Below are 16,680 nucleotides of genomic sequence, written 5' to 3'. Positions count from 1 at the left end.
CATAATTCAAACTAAAGACTGGTAATTGTTAGTATTTTATTATTATTGGCCAAATTTGATTAAAACAAGTCCTCAAAAACAGTATCTAAATTTGAGATCTGACCTCTAATTTGTATCACTTCAGTATTTTTTACAGCTTCCTCAATCAGTGGTGTAAATTCGTGATAACTCTCAAAACGATTGGCTTTTTCTCGTCTTGGCTTTGTCGCCGGGGAAGCAGAAGCAAATATTGTACAGCAATCATCAAACGGTCGAATGGAGATATCATACGTATCTATCTTCTGGGCTATCTCGACAATTTCAAGCTTGTCCATAGTCACAACAGGTCTGATAACTGGCAAATTAGTTACCTCATTAATCGCATTCATGCTGTGCAGTGTTTGACTTGCCACCTGCCCTAAACTTTCTCCAGTTGCTAATGCAAGGATATTATTTTTCTCAGCGACTCCCTCAGCAATTCGAAGCATCATCCTACGCATGACTGTCATCGAATAATCACTTGGAATTCCTTTATGAATGGCTGTCTGAATTTCTGTAAAGGGTACAATGTGAACATTTATTTTCTTACAATATGAAGATAATTGGGCTGCGAGGTCTAACACCTTTTGTTTAGCACGCTCATTTGTATAGGGTGGACTATGGAAATGAATCGCATCAATGGCGACTCCTCTTTTCATCATCAAATAACCGGCAACAGGACTATCAATACCACCTGATAGTAGCAATAGAACTTTTCCACTAGAGCCGACAGGCATGCCTCCTGCTCCTTTTCGTGTATGTGAAGAAATGTGAGTTCCATCCTCTCGAACCTCGACCCTTACTTCAATATCTGGATTTCGTACATTGACCGTTATATGCTCTGAATTCCTTAAAATATAACCGCCAATTTCATGATTGAGTTCTTGCGTATCGAGAGGAAATTGTTTATAAGAGCGCCTTACATTCACTTTGAAGGTCTTAACTCCACCACTAGCCTCATTAAATGCAAACCATGCTCCTTTTTTGATTTCTTCTAGCTCCGTTTCAGTTTTTAAAGCAAGGCTGAAAGAAGAAATTCCAAATATAGTTTCTAAATGATCCATGATCTCAAGATGATTCTCACCATTTAGATTAATAAACATTCGATCTCTGTTCTTTTCAAAAGTAATATTTGAATAATTTTTAAGCTTAAGCTGGATATTTTCTTTTAACGCATTAATAAATTTGTTCAGATTTTTACCTTTTGTTGTAATTTCACCGTAACGAATTAGTATTCTGTCGTATTGCATGGTCCACTACCTCATTATCACAATATTTTGTTCTACGATTTCATTCATTGCATGATAAAATTTCTCGATTTCAACCAGTGTATTTTCAGCAGATAGACTGACTCGAATTGCACTTGAAGCAATTCTTTCTGGTTTACCCATTTCTAGTAAGATTCGACTTGCACTAACTTGTTTTGAAGAACACGCCGACTTTGTTGAAACATATATTTCATACTTCTCGAGTGCGTGCACAATCGTTTCCGGTTTCGCACCTGGAATAGAAAAGTTCAAGATATGTGGAGCTGTTCCTTCACTAGGTGTATTTATTTTGGCAAAACTCATTTCATCTAAGAGCTTATATAAATGGTTCTTTAATTTAGTTAAGTGAAGTATTTTCTCCTCACCCTCCTCAAGTGTCATCCTAAGTGCCTTTGTCATCGAAACAATGCCCGGGACATTTTCAGTGCCAGCCCTCAGCTCATTTTCCTGGGATCCTCCTGTGAAAAGCGGCTCTAATTCGATTCCTTTTCTCACATACATGAACCCTGTTCCTTTAAGTCCGTGAAATTTATGCCCTGACACAGTAAGTAAATCAATGTTTGATTCTTTTATTTGAAGGGGTACTTTTCCAATCCCCTGAACATCATCAACATGGAAAAAAATTTGAGGATATCGGTTTAATAATTGACCGATTTCAAAAATCGGCTGTATGGTGCCGACCTCATTGTTCACATGAATCACCGTCACAAGAATTGTATCGATCCTTATAGCATCTTTTACTTGTTGGATTGTAATTACACCTGCTTCATTTACAGGCAAGTAGGTGACCTCATACCCATGCTTTTCAAGCTGTTTAAGTCCTTCTTGAATGGATGCATGCTCGATAGATGTAGCAATTATATGTTTACCTCTATTTCTATATCGTAATGCTGTACCTTTTATTGCCAAATTATTCCCTTCAGTACCACCAGAAGTAAACACAATCTCACTCGGGTGAACGGATAACAGCTTACCAATATACTCGCGAGACTGGTAAATCAATCGTTCAGCTTCACTTCCAAGTTTATGAACGGATGAAGGATTGCCAAAATAAAGAGTAGCAACCTTAGTAAATGCCTCTATGACTTCTGGATATGGCTTTGTTGTAGCGCTGTTGTCAAAATAAATCAAAGCATAATCCCCCTTTTTAGGACTGTTGGCAATTTATAATCTTATCATAATCTCTCTAGTTGCAAAAGGAATCTTCATTATTTAAAATTCATACTACTGTGGAAGAGTTCTTCAACTTTTGCCCATTGGTCCTGATGCTTCAGTAAACCATTCAAACATAAACAGTCTGTATCTTTCTTTTCAATTTCCTTCTATCATTTACAAACACTAAAGGCTGCCCGAGATCGTCTCAAGCAGCCTTTTAACATTATTTTGTCTCGATCAAATAGTGAATTTTTTTCAATGCTCCTGGCTCAACTTTCTCTAGTGCTGTTGCCGCTTCTTCTAATGCACGTGAGTATTCGAAATGACGGAAAGCTAGCTCAGCCTCAGTTAGTTTTTCAGACATATGAAGGGATCTTCCACGATAGCGATTTCCATATTGGATGACTTGTTCGACTAGGTACGCCTGCTCTAGCATTTCTTCAGTAGTGATTGACAGATTCTTTACATCTTCAAGTGCCCTATTAAGCATGACAGTCAGTACCGGAATATGAAGTGGTTTTTCTTCCAGTTTTTCAGCAATCTTGATGACCTGCTGATTGCACTCTGTAATATCAACTAAGTAACTTTCTGGTAAGCCAGGTAGATTGCTTTTTTGAACGAGTCGTTTAGACTCAAGCAGCATTTTACGCATTTCATTAAGCTGAGCTTTTACATATAACTCATCTTTTCTCAATGTTTGTAGCACCCCAGAAAACTCCTGATGGGAATCCTTAATTGCCTCTATTTGATGCTTAATATCTTCGAGCTCATTTTTTATGATTGAATACGCAACATCCTGCTCTTCCACTGACGATTTAACATTTGTAAATCGCTTCAATAATTGATTAATTTGGGTCTCTATATTTTTTTGTATTTCAATATCTTGATCTGATAGCTGGTAGCTTAGTTGTACTTGTTCTGTTTCGCTTTTAGTTTCTTTGATTTCATCATACAGGTAGTCAAGAGAACCATGAATCGGGTGTACCTCTTGATTAACAAAATTCTTTGAAAGTACCTCATTTTCTAATTGATCATAAAAGCTTTCAATCTTAGCTTGAAGCTCCACTAAACCTGACTTAGCTGAATTGATTTCAGCCTCTTCAATTTGGTTAAGATAGGTTGCAAGCTGATCATGAATGAGACTTATTTCCTTCTCAATTTGAAGATGTGATAAGACAAAGCCTTGGTCTTTCATTTCATTTATACCTTGCAAAAGCTCGCTAAGTTGGTTTGGAATGGTAAATTGACATTCCTTTAGGAGTGTTGGCAAGTCCTCAATAAGCTGTTGCATATTCTCTAATTTCTCTTTTATAGAAAGAACAATGCCTTTTGCTGCTAGTACATTTCCATTGCTCATTGTTTCATCAAAGTCTTTAAATCTGACCATTGTGTGGTCAAGAATTTTCTCCATTGTTGCTTCTGCTTTTCCAAACGAGTTGCTATGTGCTAAAAGCGATCGCTTTACATCTCGGTATAACTGTTTCAATTCTTCAATCCCAACTCGGTTCTGTTCTTCACTTCCAACTAATTCTTGAAGTTCACTTAGAATGGTTTGGATCGAGTCTTCTATTTTTTGCAAGTGATCGTGTAAATCCTTTGCTAGTAGCTTGGCTTTTCTCATTCGGTATTTGTCAGCATAATCTTCAATGTCAAATAATATTTCTTCCACATCCGGTAGGTCTGTGGTGACAATTTCATCCCACTTGTTACGCCATTTCTCAAACAGTTCTTCTGTTTGACCTACCATATTGAGGCTTTTAACCATAGCCATTTCATCCGTAACAGGTCGATTCATTATATCAATCTTCCAGGCTTCCAAACGATCGACTTCTTTATATATTTTTTTCCTTATAGTCATTCCATACGCGATGAAAATAACTAGTATTAGTAGTAAAATGATGATGAAATCCATAATAAGCCCCTTTCCTCTGCTACGTTCACCATCTCTTAATGGATTAGAAAAACTTGGCTCATTGCTTCATTTTTCTCAAATGCTTTCAGAATTAATGCAAAAAATTCTGGTTAGCAAAAAAAAGATAGAACATTTATATTCTTCAAGTATGATATACAAGTAATTACAATGATTTTATGATACCATGTAAACGACAATTTTTGACCAATTTTTTAAAATTTTTTCCAGATAGAATGTGAGGGATCTACTTTTGATTGCTGACGGACATATTCATACACCCTTTTGTCCACACGGGACAACAGATTCTTTTGAAAAATATATTACCAGAGCGGTTGCCCTTGGCTTCAAAGAAATCACGTTTACAGAACATGCACCTCTACCATTATCGTTTGACGATTCGACACCGTCTAAAGATAGTGCTATGCGTTTAGACGTGCTTCATGAGTATTTTGAAACGATAACAAAGCTGCAAGAAGTTTATCGCTCGAGCATAAAGATTAACAGAGGACTCGAGGTTGACTATATTGAGGGCTACGAGCCGGAGATTTCTTCTTTTTTAACTGAGTATGGACCGTATATTGACGACAGTATTCTTTCTGTTCATTTTCTGAAAAAGGATACTGATTATTACTGTTTGGACTACAGCCCACAAGTTTTTAATGAAATGATTGCCACATTCGGTGGGATTGAATCTGTCTACAGTGCCTATTATCAAACTGTTTTACAGTCTATTACCTCAGATCTTGGGGCATATAAACCCAAAAGAATGGGACATATAACTCTCGTACATAAATTCCAAAAAAAATATCCTGTTCAGGATAGCTATGAACAGGAGGTTTTGAATATATTACATGAAATGAAAAAGTATAATCTTCAATTAGATTATAATGGGGCAGGAATGAATAAGCCTCTTTGCCTTGAGCCGTACCCGCCTAGATGGGTGATTAGGGAAGCCATAAAACTTAACCTTAAGCTTGTATACGGTTCAGATGCACATCAAGCAAAGGATTTAGGTCAGGGACTTGTTGCATTATACCCTGGCGTTACGTTAAGCTCACCGACCACTTAGAACAAGGCTGCTTGCAGTTGCTGAGTAGGTAATCGGCAGATCGTGTGGTTAATCCAATTTTCTATTTCTTTTTTATATTGTTTAATAAAGTAGTCCTCATAAGGAATTACGTGTAAAACCTCTGTCAGATATTGTGGCTGTAAAAATGGCATACTTAACATTCCTTTAAACTGCGTAATCACTGCAGGGATAGACATCTTTCTGAATTCTTTTGATCTTACACCACGTTCAAATAACTGATTGAGATAAAATTTTTCCTTGGCTAAGTACGTAGTCATAACTTCTCGAATAAGAACATTATCTAATGTCATTTCCCGATAAACAAACCGAGCAAGATCCCTTTTTTCAGTCTGGAATTCAAGCAGTGCTCTTGTCATTTCATGTAAGGTAACGCTGGCTGAAATTGAAAGATGAAGCACATCTTCCATTACTTTTATATACTGATTAAGGAAATCAGAAAGTAGGTACTCCATCAAGCCTTTTTTATTCTTAAAATAATAAGAAACGATGGCTACATTGACGTTAGCTAATGTTGCAATATCACGAATGGATGTTCCATCAAAGCCCTTTGCATTGAACAAAGAGATGGAAGCCTGAATCACTCTTTCTTTTGACGGGGATGAATCCATTAAAATCACTCCAAGGTTTACTAGTCTTACTATACACAGTTCGGTTTCCAATGATAGATTCCTTTATGTTTCGGACGACAATTTCGTGCATATTTCAACGTAATTTGCTATTATGATACTAATTTAATGTTGTATAAAGGGGGATTACCATGTTTAAGGTCGAACATTACAATGAGTCAAAAGAGAAAAATTATGAGCTTTTATTAAAACAGCTTCAAGCATTGCTAGAGGATGAGAAAAATGTAGTCGCAAATTTAGCCAATGCATCTGCCTTGCTAAATCAATTTTTGTCAGAGGTTAACTGGGTTGGCTTTTATATGACTGATGGTAACGAGTTAGTACTTGGACCGTTTCAAGGACTCCCTGCCTGTGTGAGAATACCGTTTGGAAGAGGTGTATGCGGAACTGCAGCAGCTACGAAGATCACACAGCGTATTGCAGATGTGCACGCCTTCCCTGGCCACATCGCCTGTGATGCTGCATCACAATCTGAAATTGTAGTTCCACTACTAAAAAATGATGAAGTTATTGGTGTACTTGATATTGATAGTCCAATAAAAGATCGCTTTGATGAAATCGATCAAGAATATATTGAGCGTTTCGTTAAAGTGGTATTACAGTTTATTTAAAAGCTATTGCGGATGAATCTAAAAAGGAGTCGAGATATTCGACTCCTTTTTTGACAAAATTTAAAGTTTATCCAATGCCTGCTCCAAATCCTCCCAAATGTCCTGCCAAGCTTCGAGTCCAACAGATAACCGAATTAAATTATCTGTTATTCCCATCTTTAATCGTTCTGCTTCTGGAACAATTGAATGGGTCATTGTAGCAGGGTGTTGAATCAATGTTTCTGCATCACCTAGACTTACAGCCACTTTAATCAAAGTTAAATGATTTAATAAGGTTTGTGCATCGGCTTTTCCACCTGGAATGGTAAATGAAATCACTCCACCTGGTTTGTCCATCTGACTTTGTACAATCTTTGCTTGCTTCCCTGTAAATAAACTTGGATAGATCACTTGATCTATCTTTGGGTGCTTCTGAAGTTTGCCAGCTATCTTCGCAGCGTTCTTACAATGCTGTTCCATTCTAATCGGTAATGTTTTAAGCCCTCTCATTAAGAGCCAAGCATCAAACGGAGACATAATAGCTCCAATATCCTTTCGAACATGCATACCGATATCGTTTATAACCTCTTTTTTTCCAACAACTAATCCTCCTACAACATCTCCATGTCCACCAATATATTTGGTCGCACTGTGCAAAACAATATCACAACCAGATTCTAGTGGTCTTTGTAGATAAGGTGAGCAAAATGTATTATCAACAATTACAGGTACATTGAATTTTTTTGCAGCTTTCACCACTGTCTTTAAATCAATGATCTCCATCGTTGGATTGATTGGAGTCTCCAAAAATATACAAGCTGTTTTCTCTGTAATCTTTTCTTGTATTTCCTCTTTTGAACTCATATCAGATAATTCAAACGTAACATTAAACTTTTCCTCAAGCCAATTTAATAATCCGAACGTGCAACCATAAATTCCTTTGGAACAAAGAATGTGGCTGCCTGCTTTTACATAATGTAACAAAACCGCAGACACTGCAGCCATTCCTGAACCAAATGCTAATCCTTGCTCCCCACCTTCAAGCATGGCTATTCTCTCTTCTAATAGTTGAACAGTTGGATTTCCGAGTCTTGAATAAATCATTCCTTCTTCACTACCATTAAACCGGTTCTCACCTTGCTGTGCTGTCTCAAAAACATATGTTGAGGTTTGAAATAAAGGTGGTGTTAAGCTCCCTAAAAAGTCTTCAGCCTTGTAGGTGCCATGAATAGCCTTCGTTTGAAATTTTCTATCTTTCTCCATAATGTTTCAGCCTCCCCCTTAACAGAATATGTACTATTTTCTCTTTTGAAAACGCTCTCTTTGAAGTTTATAGAAAAAGCACCCTTTGGATGCTTCTTACTAAATTGGCTAGTAATGTTGAACACATACTTTGTTTTTCCCTGTTCCTTTGGCATGATAAAGAGCTTCATCCGCTCGTTTAAACAGTGTAATTGGACTATCTTCTAGTCCCTTTTCCCAATGTCCAACACCGCAAGAAATCGTCACTTTCGGTTTCGTTGATTGTTCTACCCTTTGAACGAGACGCTCAGCAACAGCTATGCCTGCGGATAAGTCGACTCGTGGTAAATAAATAGCGAGTTCTTCTCCGCCCCATCTTGCACCAATGTCAAACTCTCGAATATTGTCCCGGATAATAGCGGCTACTTGTTTTAGTACATCATCGCCCACCTGATGACCAAATGTATCATTTATTTTTTTAAAGTTATCAAGGTCAACTAAGATGAAAGTCCCAAACGCATCAGAAGCCATTGATTTATTAATTTTCTCGTTTAGATAAGCTCTAGAGTGAAGCTTTGTTAAATGGTCCGTAATCACTAGTTGCTCTAACTCTTCACGAAGCATTGAGTTTGTAAGTGCTAAAGTTGAATGATGGATTAAGGCTTGAAGGAGCTTAAACGTTTCAAATGTAAAAAAATAGGCTTCTTTATGAACGACGATCGCTACTCCACGTAAATTTCCACTTTGAACCATAGGGACAGCCATTAGAGAACGGTATTCTGTTTCATTTTTTGACCAATCTAGCTTAAGTTCACCGATGAAGACCGGATCCTTCTCTATTTCTATTTTTCGAAGTACATATTGCAAAAGCTCACTTGATTTATCTGATAGAAAAAAGTTTGTACTGCCTGGCAATACCTTCTTCGTAGCATCATTCTCTAACAGAATAAATCCGACCTCTTCAGCCTTAAAGGATTGCATAATCTGCATCGACATGAAATTCATTGCTTCTGCTAATCGAAGGTTGGAGTTCAACTGATGTGATGTTTCATTGATGAGCTGAAGATTTTCAATTATACGCTTGGACTGCTGATACAGGTTCGCATTTTCAAGCGCACTTCCAGCAGTTGCTGCGAGCAATGTTATAAAGGAAATCTCCTTTTTCGATAGTAGGAAGGGAGTAGGTGGGATCACTTGCAACACACCATATATCCCTTGTTTTCCTTTTAATGGAACGTATAAGGTCGATGTTTTGTCCTTTTTAGAAACATCTACCTGCATTTCTCCTGTTACATATGCCTGAGTTGCAGGTAGATTTGGGTCCTCATATTGAATTTCCTTTATAGGTAGATCATCTAGATTGTTATTATCATGGGATAAAAGTAGACAATATGTGAAATCGGGATAAACTTCCCTTAATGCTTGGATGACTTCCTTCAAAACATGATCCATGTTCATGGAAGAATGAAATTTTGATGTTATTTGATATAATTGTTCGTGACGTATATTTATCTCAGAAGTTTGCTTTAGTTGATTAAACAATGAAACAAAGTTCGAAAAAATTGTAGCAATGTCAACCCAGTTTTCTTCAGGTGGACCACCATCTTCAATTGAAAAAAGCAGTACTAAAAGTCTCTCCGTACTTTCATTTGTTTTTAGAGGTACATACACCGTATTATGTTTATACAATCTGTTAATAGATGAGTTTCCTTCTTTAAGAAACCCATTTAGTAAGTCTGCTTTAGTAATGACGTGATTTTCTGCATTCGTTACTATATGTTGGTTGGTTGAAACTTCTGGTGTAAAAGAGTGGTTGAAATTGTCGAGTTTGAAGAGTGTGACCATTTCAGCAGAGAAATGATAACGGACTTCTTCTATAAAAAGGTTTAGAAATTCTTGACTCGTGGAAGCTTGTCCACTTATAAGAAGGTCAAACATATCGGCTTTTAATTGTTGTGCAAATAGTTTGTTGTTTCCCATTCTATCACCCACAGATTCCTCAGTTTCTCTTATACACATTCAATTATATTATATACTATTAAGAAACCCATCAGGTAGCATTAAAAGTTTACTAAATAGGAAACAACTTAATAACGAATAGTATTCAACTATTTACTCTAATTGTATTATTGACACAATGAATAGAAAAAGGTTATAATTGCACTTGTGTAAAATACCGCAGCCTATGTAGGCAGATTGATGAAGCATTTTATTCCCATGCTAGGGTAAAAGTTGAGACAATGTTCTCTTATGTCACCTTTTAGTATGTGGTGTATCGAGTAACTCCCTGCTGCGGGAGCGAGGATATTTAGAACAATAAAATATTCATGAATGAACGATCTACAACTGGTTTTTATTTTATGCTAAATAAAAACATTGCAGGAGGAATTATTAATGTCACGTTATACAGGTCCAAGTTGGAAATTATCTCGTCGTCTTGGTGTCTCTTTAAGCGGCACTGGAAAAGAATTAGAAAAGCGTCCTTACGTTCCTGGACAACATGGTCCAAACCAACGTAAAAAAATATCTGAATATGGTTTACAGCTTCAAGAAAAACAAAAGCTTCGTCACATGTTCGGAATCAATGAGCGTCAGTTCCGTCGTACATTTGATGTTGCTGGTAAAATCACTGGTATCCATGGTGAAAACTTCATGATTCTTTTAGAATCACGTCTTGATAACCTAGTTTACCGTTTAGGTTTTGCTCGTACTCGTCGTGGTTCTCGTCAGTTAGTTAACCATGGTCACATCACTGTTGATGGTTCACGTGTTGATATCCCTTCATACCGTGTTAGACCTGGTCAAACAATTGCACTACGTGAAAAGTCACTTAAGCTAACTGCAGTTGAAGAATCATTGTCAGTGAACAACTTCGTTCCTGAATATCTTACTTTTGATGCAGATAAGCTTGAAGGAACTTTTACTCGTCTTCCTGAGCGTTCTGAGCTAGCAGCTGAAATCAACGAATCACTAATCGTAGAATTCTATTCTCGTTAATAGGTATAGACCCTCTGAATTTTTAAGAGGGTTTTTTGTTTTACGTTTTACTTTTAACTTCCTCCTTAAGCCCAATGATAAATTCGGTTCTTCTGAATTCACCAAACCCTTTTGGCACCAAAAAACCATCTCCAAATGACCATCTAGCTTTGAGACTGTAACTTTTTTACCCTCAAGATAAGTGTGCAGCATTTGCATTTGTCCATAACCAATATATATATACCTACATGTCCAATTTTAGATTTGCCCATTTTATTATTCCATCGTTTTGTCAAAAAGAATAGCAAATCTCCACTCTGGATCTGTTTATAAGCAATGGGAATTCACACTTCAAATGGCTGACGCGAGTTTCTAGGTAGCAAAATACCGTGAACTCCAAAAATATATTGCATAAATGAGCTGCAATCAAACACGTCGGTCCGATATGGAGGAGCATGAAAGACATAAGGTGTCCCTAAGTATTGGAGTCCTGTCGAAATTATTCGATTAACAAGCATATGCCATTTCAGTTACATTTGATTGTACAAGTGTCTTGTTTGATTTCTTATTTAGTTAATAAAAAAAGCCGATGGCCACCCTGTAGTAGGTGCAATCGGCTTTGCTTTTTATACAAATCTAACTAGGAAATACTTCTTCTTCCCGCGTCGAATGACAGCAAATTCATTTTCAATTCGGTCTTTCTGAACAAGGACATAGTTTAGTTCCTGAATTCTTTCACCATTAATATATATCGCACCGTTTGTAATATCTTCACGTGCTTGGCGTTTAGAAGGTGATATTTTGCTCTCTACAAGTAGATCCACTAGTAATGGTTCTTCTTCTTTTTTCAGTTCATGAGAAGGCACATCTTTAAACCCTTGTTTAATTTCCTCACCTGTTAAATCTGTGATGTTTCCACTGAATAACGCTTCGGAGATTCGAATCGCTTGTTTTAAGGCTTCTTCACCATGAACAAACGTTGTTACTTGTTCAGCAAGCGTTTTCTGTGCTGTTCTTTTTTCCGGGGCTTCTTGCATAACATCTTCAATGGTTTCGATTTCTTCCTTTGAAAGGAAAGTAAAGTACTTGATAAAGTTCATTACATCACGATCATCGCTATTAATCCAGAATTGGTAAAATTCATATGGAGATAACTTTTCCGGGTCTAACCAGATCGTACCGGTTGCTGTTTTACCAAACTTTGTCCCATCAGCTTTTGTAACAAGAGGATTAGTCAACCCAAATGCTTTCGAATCCTCCACAGATTTCCGTATCAATTCTAGTCCTGCAGTGATATTTCCCCATTGATCACTTCCACCTATTTGAAGACGTACACCTTGATCTTCATATAGCTTTAGAAAATCGTATGATTGTAAGATCATGTAGCTAAACTCGGTAAACGAGATACCAGCATCAAGACGAGATTGAACCGAATCTTTAGCCAACATATAATTTAAGCCAAAACTTTTCCCAACATCTCGCAGGAAAGAAATGACATCCAATTTCCCAATCCAATCATAGTTATTTGCCATAATTGCTGGATTGACAGAATGCTCAAAATCAAGAAATCGAGATAATTGCAAACGAATCTTTTCTGAAAATTGTACAACTACATCACTTGAATTTAAGGTTCTCTCATTTGTTCTTCCACTTGGGTCACCAATTAATCCAGTAGCACCCCCAACAAGAGCAACAGGAAAGTGGCCTGCAAGTTGAAATCTTCGTAAAGTCACTATTAATAATAGATTCCCGATATGAAGACTATCCGCAGTTGGATCAAATCCACAGTATAACTTAATACTTTCTTCTGACAATACTTTTTCAAGTCCTTCACGGTCTGTTATTGAATGAAGTAAACCACGAAATTCCAAATCCTTTAAAAGTTCCATTTGACGAACAGCTCCTTTTTATACTTATTAAAAATAAAAATAACCCATCCCTAAAAAAGGGACGAGTTGTAATCGCGGTGCCACCCTTGTTGAAAGTATAAGTACTCCCCACTCAGACAAATTAACGGTTTTACCGTCTTCTGCTACTATAATTTTCGCCAGAAGATGCTCAAGGAGGTAATTCACGTGTTATTTTGTACTGATTTTCACCAACCATCAGCTCTCTAAAACAGGGAATAACGCACTACTAATTCCTATCAATGCTTTCAAATATTTGATTAAAAAACTCTTATACCTTTAATACCATAGATAAGGAGATGGTGTCAAATCATACCATTGTCAGAATACTAGTAAAAAAGCTGAATTTTCCTATAATATGTATACCTTATCCTATAAAAGTCTAATTAGTATGTGATATAATAGTAATTGATTTTAGGGGGAGTGTTATGAAAATTAATAAATCTATGATAAGGGAATACTTACAAACCTTTAAAGATGCAGTTTTTAGCAAGAAAACTACAAAGGTATTTTCGATTTCTTACAAAGTCATATGGAATTTATTTTTAGTCTTTTTAGTGATAGGTTTACTCGGTACGTTCTTTGCTGGAGGTGTTGGTGCAGGTTACTTTGCTTCTCTCGTCAAAGAAGAACCAATTAGAAGTTATGAGAGTATGAAAAAAGATATCTACAACTATGAGGAAACCTCAGAGCTCTATTTTGCAAACAATGTTTATTTGGGAGAGCCTAGGTCAGACATATACCGTGATGAAATTGAACTGAAGGATATATCTCCATTTCTAATCGACGCGGTCATTGCGACAGAGGATCAATACTTCTATGAGCATGATGGAGTCGTCCCAAAAGCGATCATTCGTGCCCTTTTACAAGAGGTTACAAATTCACAGTCTCAAACGGGGGGAAGTACACTAACACAGCAGCTCATAAAAAACCAAATCCTCTCTAGTGAAGTTTCTTTTGATCGTAAAGCAAAAGAAATCCTCCTAGCTATGCGACTTGAGCAATTTTTTGAAAAAGATGAAATCATTGAAACCTATTTAAATGTTGCTACTTTTGGAAGAAATAGTTCAGGAGATAACATTGCAGGTGTAAAAACTGCCGCAGAGGGAATCTTTAATGTCGCAGCAATTGATTTAAACCTAGCTCAAGCTGCCTTTATTGCTGGTCTTCCTCAAAGTCCCTTTGGATACACTCCTTTCACTCAAATGGGAGAAGTGAAAAACAATCTTGAGCCCGGTTTTGAGCGAATGAAAACCGTATTAAGTAGAATGCTAGGTGCCAAGAAAATAGATCAGAAGCAATACGATGATGCGCTAGCATTTGACCTAGAAGGAAGCTTTGCGCCCTCAAAGCCTTCTCCAGTTGAGAATTATCCTTGGTTAACTGCTGAAATTGAGAAACGAGCAACTGAAATCATTGCCAATCAACTGGCTTTGAAGGATGGCTATGAAAAAGAAGACTTAGATAATGATGCTGAGTTAAAAAATTCCTACTTAACCATTGCGGATTCCAATCTAAGACAAAATGGCTATAAAATTTATTCAACCATTGATAAAGATATTTATGATATACATCAGAAAATTAAAAATGAATATGAGTACTATGGTAGCGACAAACCAGAGGAAAAGAAGAACTTAGAAACTGGTGAGATGGAGAAAGTAATGGAACCAGTCGAGGTTGGTGCTGTTCTTTTAGAAAATAAAACCGGTAGAATTATTAGTTTTGTCGGTGGACGTGATCATAAGAGGGAGCAAACGAACCATGCTCTAAGTAGTGAAGCTGTTCGTCAAAATGGTTCTACAATGAAGCCTTTGCTGGTATATGCACCTGCCATGGAGCTTGGTTTATCTCAACCAGGTAGCATGTTAGCTGATGTGGAATTCACTATCCAATCCGGTGGTGAACCTTATAGCCCGAACAACTTTAGTAACAAACATTATGGGTTCGTATCTGTAAGAGAATCTCTAGCGAAATCGCATAACGTCCCTGCTGTTCTTACTTATATGAAGATTATCAACCAGAGACCTGCTACTTATTTAGAGAAAATGGGTTTTACCTCATTAGCTGAGGTTGATTTCAGTACTGAATCCATGGCACTAGGTGGTATGACAAACGGTGTTACAGTTGAGGAAAATACAAATGCATATGCAACACTTGCAAATGATGGTAAGTTTGTTGATGCTTACTTGATTGAAAAGATTGTAACTAAGGATGGCGAAACGATTTTTGAGCACAAAAGCTCTGAAGTAGAAGTATTTTCACCACAAACTGCCTATTTAACAATTGATATGATGAGGGATGTTATTAATAAGGGGACGGCTGCTGGTCTCAATTCCAGGTTGAATTTCTCAGCGGATTGGGCTGGTAAAACCGGGACATCTCAATTATATCTCGATGCCTGGTTTGTGGCATCCAACCCAAATGTAACGTTTGGTTTGTGGTTAGGTTATGATACACCAAAACCTCTAGAGTCAAAATATAAGGGCTATTCTTATTCACAAAGAAACCAGATGTTATGGGCTCAATTAATGAATGCAACGAATGAAATTAGACCTGAATTGATCAAGTCACAAGATACCTTCAAGATGCCAGGTGGAATTGTTCGAAGATCGTATTGTACGATTTCCGGCTTACTTCCTTCTGAATTATGTTCAGAGGCTGGATTGGTAGAAACAGATATCTTTAACGCAAAATTCGTACCTAGAAAAGTAGATGACACTTTAGAAAAAGGTAAATTTATCGTGATTGGTGAAAAGGTATACCGTGCTCTTGATTCTTCACCAGAAGAATTTACCCAAGACGGAGTTATGATCAAAAAATCTTTCCTTGAAGAAAATAATTTAACAAGTGTTAAGGATCTAATGGAATTGATTCCAGAAGGTGCAAACTGGAAGAATGTTGTTGTGCCAGAAGAAGAAAATACCATCCAAGATAATGGGTCTACTCCAACACCTGTTGACAAGGTTGGAATATCATCCAAACTCACATGGGCAAAACATCCACACAACGATATTATTGGATATAGAGTTTATCGCGCAGAGAATTTTTCAGATAAATTTATAAAAGTGGGTAGTATTACACTCGACCAACTAATAAAGAATGGTGGATTCCCTGTCAATTCTTCAATAGCTGCCTATTATGTAACGGCTGTTGACATAGCTGGTAGAGAATCTGCTGCTTCCAAGCAGGTGTTAATGGGCGAATGGTTGAAGGAAAAGCCTGTAGCACCGCCTCCACCACCTGCAGAGCCAGAACTACCTGGAGAACCAGAGCTTCCTGGTGAACCTCCAGTGAACCCTCCTTCTGGTGGAAAGAATAACGACGGAAATTAATAATCTTTTTCAAAAAACCTATGACACATACTGTCATAGGTTTTTTGTGTTAAAATGCTTTATAGGATAATCTAAAAAAAGAGAAAACAAGTAGGTGACGAATATGATTGAAATAAAAACTTCTACACTAACGAATGGAGAATTCAATAGAGGGGTTTTCGCAACATGTGATATCAAGAAGGGTGAACTTCTACACGAAGCGCCCGTTATTCCTTACCCTAATAGCCAGCATAAGTGGATTGAGAAAACGGTACTTGATGATTACGTTTATGAGTATGGAATTAACCACTCTGCGATTGTCTTAGGGTATGGAATGCTTTTTAACCACTCTTATCAACCAAACTGCACATATGATATTAGCTTTGAGAAACACACGTTTAATTTCTTTGCTTACACCGACATCAAAGCAGGTGACGAGATCCTTATTAACTATAATGGAGAAGAGGATGACCAAGAGCCACTTTGGTTTAATAAGGACGAAATGATGAAGAAAAAAGATACCTCGAAGTAATAGGCTCAAAAAAGTAAGCAGAAACCCCGATACTAATAAGTATCGGGGTTTCT

General features: G+C 37.1%; 13 protein-coding genes and 1 other annotated feature. Of the genes, 5 read left to right on the top strand and 8 right to left on the bottom strand.

All coding sequences use genetic code 11. From position 1 onward, the window contains the following. Positions 1-59: 59 nt before the first annotated feature. The 3 genes from thiI to ezrA form a co-directional block, all read right to left on the bottom strand. On the bottom strand, positions 60-1,268 hold the full coding sequence (gene thiI / locus ACOI1C_RS09125) for a tRNA uracil 4-sulfurtransferase ThiI (RefSeq protein ID WP_422510108.1): 1,209 nt from the start codon (positions 1,266-1,268) through the stop codon (positions 60-62). Positions 1,269-1,274: 6 nt separating this feature from the next. Then, a complete protein-coding gene (locus tag ACOI1C_RS09120) occupies positions 1,275-2,417 on the bottom strand; it encodes a cysteine desulfurase family protein (protein ID WP_422510106.1) in 1,143 nt (380 codons plus the stop codon). Between the two features lie 247 nt (positions 2,418-2,664). After that, positions 2,665-4,353, bottom strand: a complete 1,689-nt coding sequence (ezrA, locus tag ACOI1C_RS09115) for a septation ring formation regulator EzrA (protein WP_422510104.1) — start codon at positions 4,351-4,353, stop codon at positions 2,665-2,667. A 250-nt stretch (positions 4,354-4,603) separates the two neighbouring features. On the opposite strand from ezrA, the gene hisJ reads away from it, so the two are divergent. After that, the gene (gene hisJ / locus ACOI1C_RS09110) at positions 4,604-5,422 is read left to right on the top strand and encodes a histidinol-phosphatase HisJ (RefSeq protein ID WP_422510102.1); all 819 of its coding nucleotides are present in this window, start codon (positions 4,604-4,606) and stop codon (positions 5,420-5,422) included. Here the strand turns inward: hisJ and refZ are convergent. Continuing rightward, on the bottom strand, positions 5,419-6,051 hold the full coding sequence (gene refZ / locus ACOI1C_RS09105; RefSeq protein WP_422510100.1) for a forespore capture DNA-binding protein RefZ: 633 nt from the start codon (positions 6,049-6,051) through the stop codon (positions 5,419-5,421). The genes hisJ and refZ overlap by 4 nt on opposite strands. Before the next feature lie 149 nt (positions 6,052-6,200). Between refZ and ACOI1C_RS09100 the strand changes: the two genes are divergently transcribed. Further along, complete coding sequence (locus ACOI1C_RS09100; RefSeq protein ID WP_422510098.1) at positions 6,201-6,680, top strand: GAF domain-containing protein; 480 nt, start codon at positions 6,201-6,203, stop codon at positions 6,678-6,680. A gap of 60 nt (positions 6,681-6,740) precedes the next feature. Here the strand turns inward: ACOI1C_RS09100 and megL are convergent, their stop codons facing one another. Then, entirely contained in the window at positions 6,741-7,922 is a 1,182-nt protein-coding gene (gene megL, locus ACOI1C_RS09095; protein WP_422510096.1) for a methionine gamma-lyase, read from the bottom strand. Between the two features lie 108 nt (positions 7,923-8,030). Continuing rightward, a complete protein-coding gene (locus ACOI1C_RS09090; RefSeq protein ID WP_422510094.1) occupies positions 8,031-9,881 on the bottom strand; it encodes a diguanylate cyclase domain-containing protein in 1,851 nt (616 codons plus the stop codon). Positions 9,882-10,295: 414 nt separating this feature from the next. Here ACOI1C_RS09090 and rpsD point away from each other — a divergent pair, with 414 nt between their 5' ends. Then, positions 10,296-10,898, top strand: a complete 603-nt coding sequence (gene rpsD / locus ACOI1C_RS09085) for a 30S ribosomal protein S4 (RefSeq protein ID WP_422510092.1) — start codon at positions 10,296-10,298, stop codon at positions 10,896-10,898. Positions 10,899-11,221: 323 nt separating this feature from the next. On the opposite strand, the gene ACOI1C_RS09080 is transcribed toward rpsD, so the two are convergent. Together ACOI1C_RS09080 and tyrS are read right to left on the bottom strand one after the other, a co-directional pair. Continuing rightward, positions 11,222-11,395 (bottom strand): NlpC/P60 family protein, encoded by a 174-nt coding sequence (locus ACOI1C_RS09080; RefSeq protein WP_422510090.1) that lies wholly within the window; start codon positions 11,393-11,395, stop codon positions 11,222-11,224. Between the two features lie 108 nt (positions 11,396-11,503). Continuing rightward, positions 11,504-12,766, bottom strand: a complete 1,263-nt coding sequence (gene tyrS, locus ACOI1C_RS09075; RefSeq protein ID WP_422510088.1) for a tyrosine--tRNA ligase — start codon at positions 12,764-12,766, stop codon at positions 11,504-11,506. Positions 12,767-12,820: 54 nt separating this feature from the next. Continuing rightward, positions 12,821-13,036, bottom strand: a binding site (T-box leader). 176 nt (positions 13,037-13,212) lie between these two features. Here tyrS and ACOI1C_RS09070 point away from each other — a divergent pair. Together ACOI1C_RS09070 and ACOI1C_RS09065 are read left to right on the top strand one after the other, a co-directional pair. Further along, positions 13,213-16,116 carry a transglycosylase domain-containing protein gene (locus ACOI1C_RS09070; protein WP_422510086.1) on the top strand — a complete coding sequence of 968 codons (2,904 nt, stop codon included), beginning with the start codon at positions 13,213-13,215 and terminating at the stop codon, positions 16,114-16,116. Positions 16,117-16,219: 103 nt separating this feature from the next. Continuing rightward, entirely contained in the window at positions 16,220-16,627 is a 408-nt protein-coding gene (locus tag ACOI1C_RS09065) for an SET domain-containing protein (RefSeq protein ID WP_422510084.1), read from the top strand. Positions 16,628-16,680: the final 53 nt, after the last annotated feature.

It is taken from the genome of Bacillus sp. DJP31 (assembly GCF_049310945.1).
Classification (GTDB): Bacteria; Bacillota; Bacilli; order Bacillales; family SA4; genus Bacillus_BS.
This window is presented reverse-complemented; position numbering and strand designations above follow the sequence as displayed.

Bases quoted from the DNA above. Each gene is read 5' to 3' on its own strand.
- ACOI1C_RS09070 (WP_422510086.1), top strand. From the start codon at position 13,213: ATGAAAATTAATAAATCTATGATAAGGGAATACTTACAAACCTTTAAA.
- ACOI1C_RS09090 (WP_422510094.1), bottom strand. From the start codon at position 9,881: ATGGGAAACAACAAACTATTTGCACAACAATTAAAAGCCGATATGTTT.
- ezrA (WP_422510104.1), bottom strand. From the start codon at position 4,353: ATGGATTTCATCATCATTTTACTACTAATACTAGTTATTTTCATCGCG.
- refZ (WP_422510100.1), bottom strand. From the start codon at position 6,051: ATGGATTCATCCCCGTCAAAAGAAAGAGTGATTCAGGCTTCCATCTCT.
- ACOI1C_RS09100 (WP_422510098.1), top strand. From the start codon at position 6,201: ATGTTTAAGGTCGAACATTACAATGAGTCAAAAGAGAAAAATTATGAG.
- megL (WP_422510096.1), bottom strand. From the start codon at position 7,922: ATGGAGAAAGATAGAAAATTTCAAACGAAGGCTATTCATGGCACCTAC.
- ACOI1C_RS09080 (WP_422510090.1), bottom strand. From the start codon at position 11,395: ATGCTTGTTAATCGAATAATTTCGACAGGACTCCAATACTTAGGGACA.
- ACOI1C_RS09065 (WP_422510084.1), top strand. From the start codon at position 16,220: ATGATTGAAATAAAAACTTCTACACTAACGAATGGAGAATTCAATAGA.
- rpsD (WP_422510092.1), top strand. From the start codon at position 10,296: ATGTCACGTTATACAGGTCCAAGTTGGAAATTATCTCGTCGTCTTGGT.
- thiI (WP_422510108.1), bottom strand. From the start codon at position 1,268: ATGCAATACGACAGAATACTAATTCGTTACGGTGAAATTACAACAAAA.
- tyrS (WP_422510088.1), bottom strand. From the start codon at position 12,766: ATGGAACTTTTAAAGGATTTGGAATTTCGTGGTTTACTTCATTCAATA.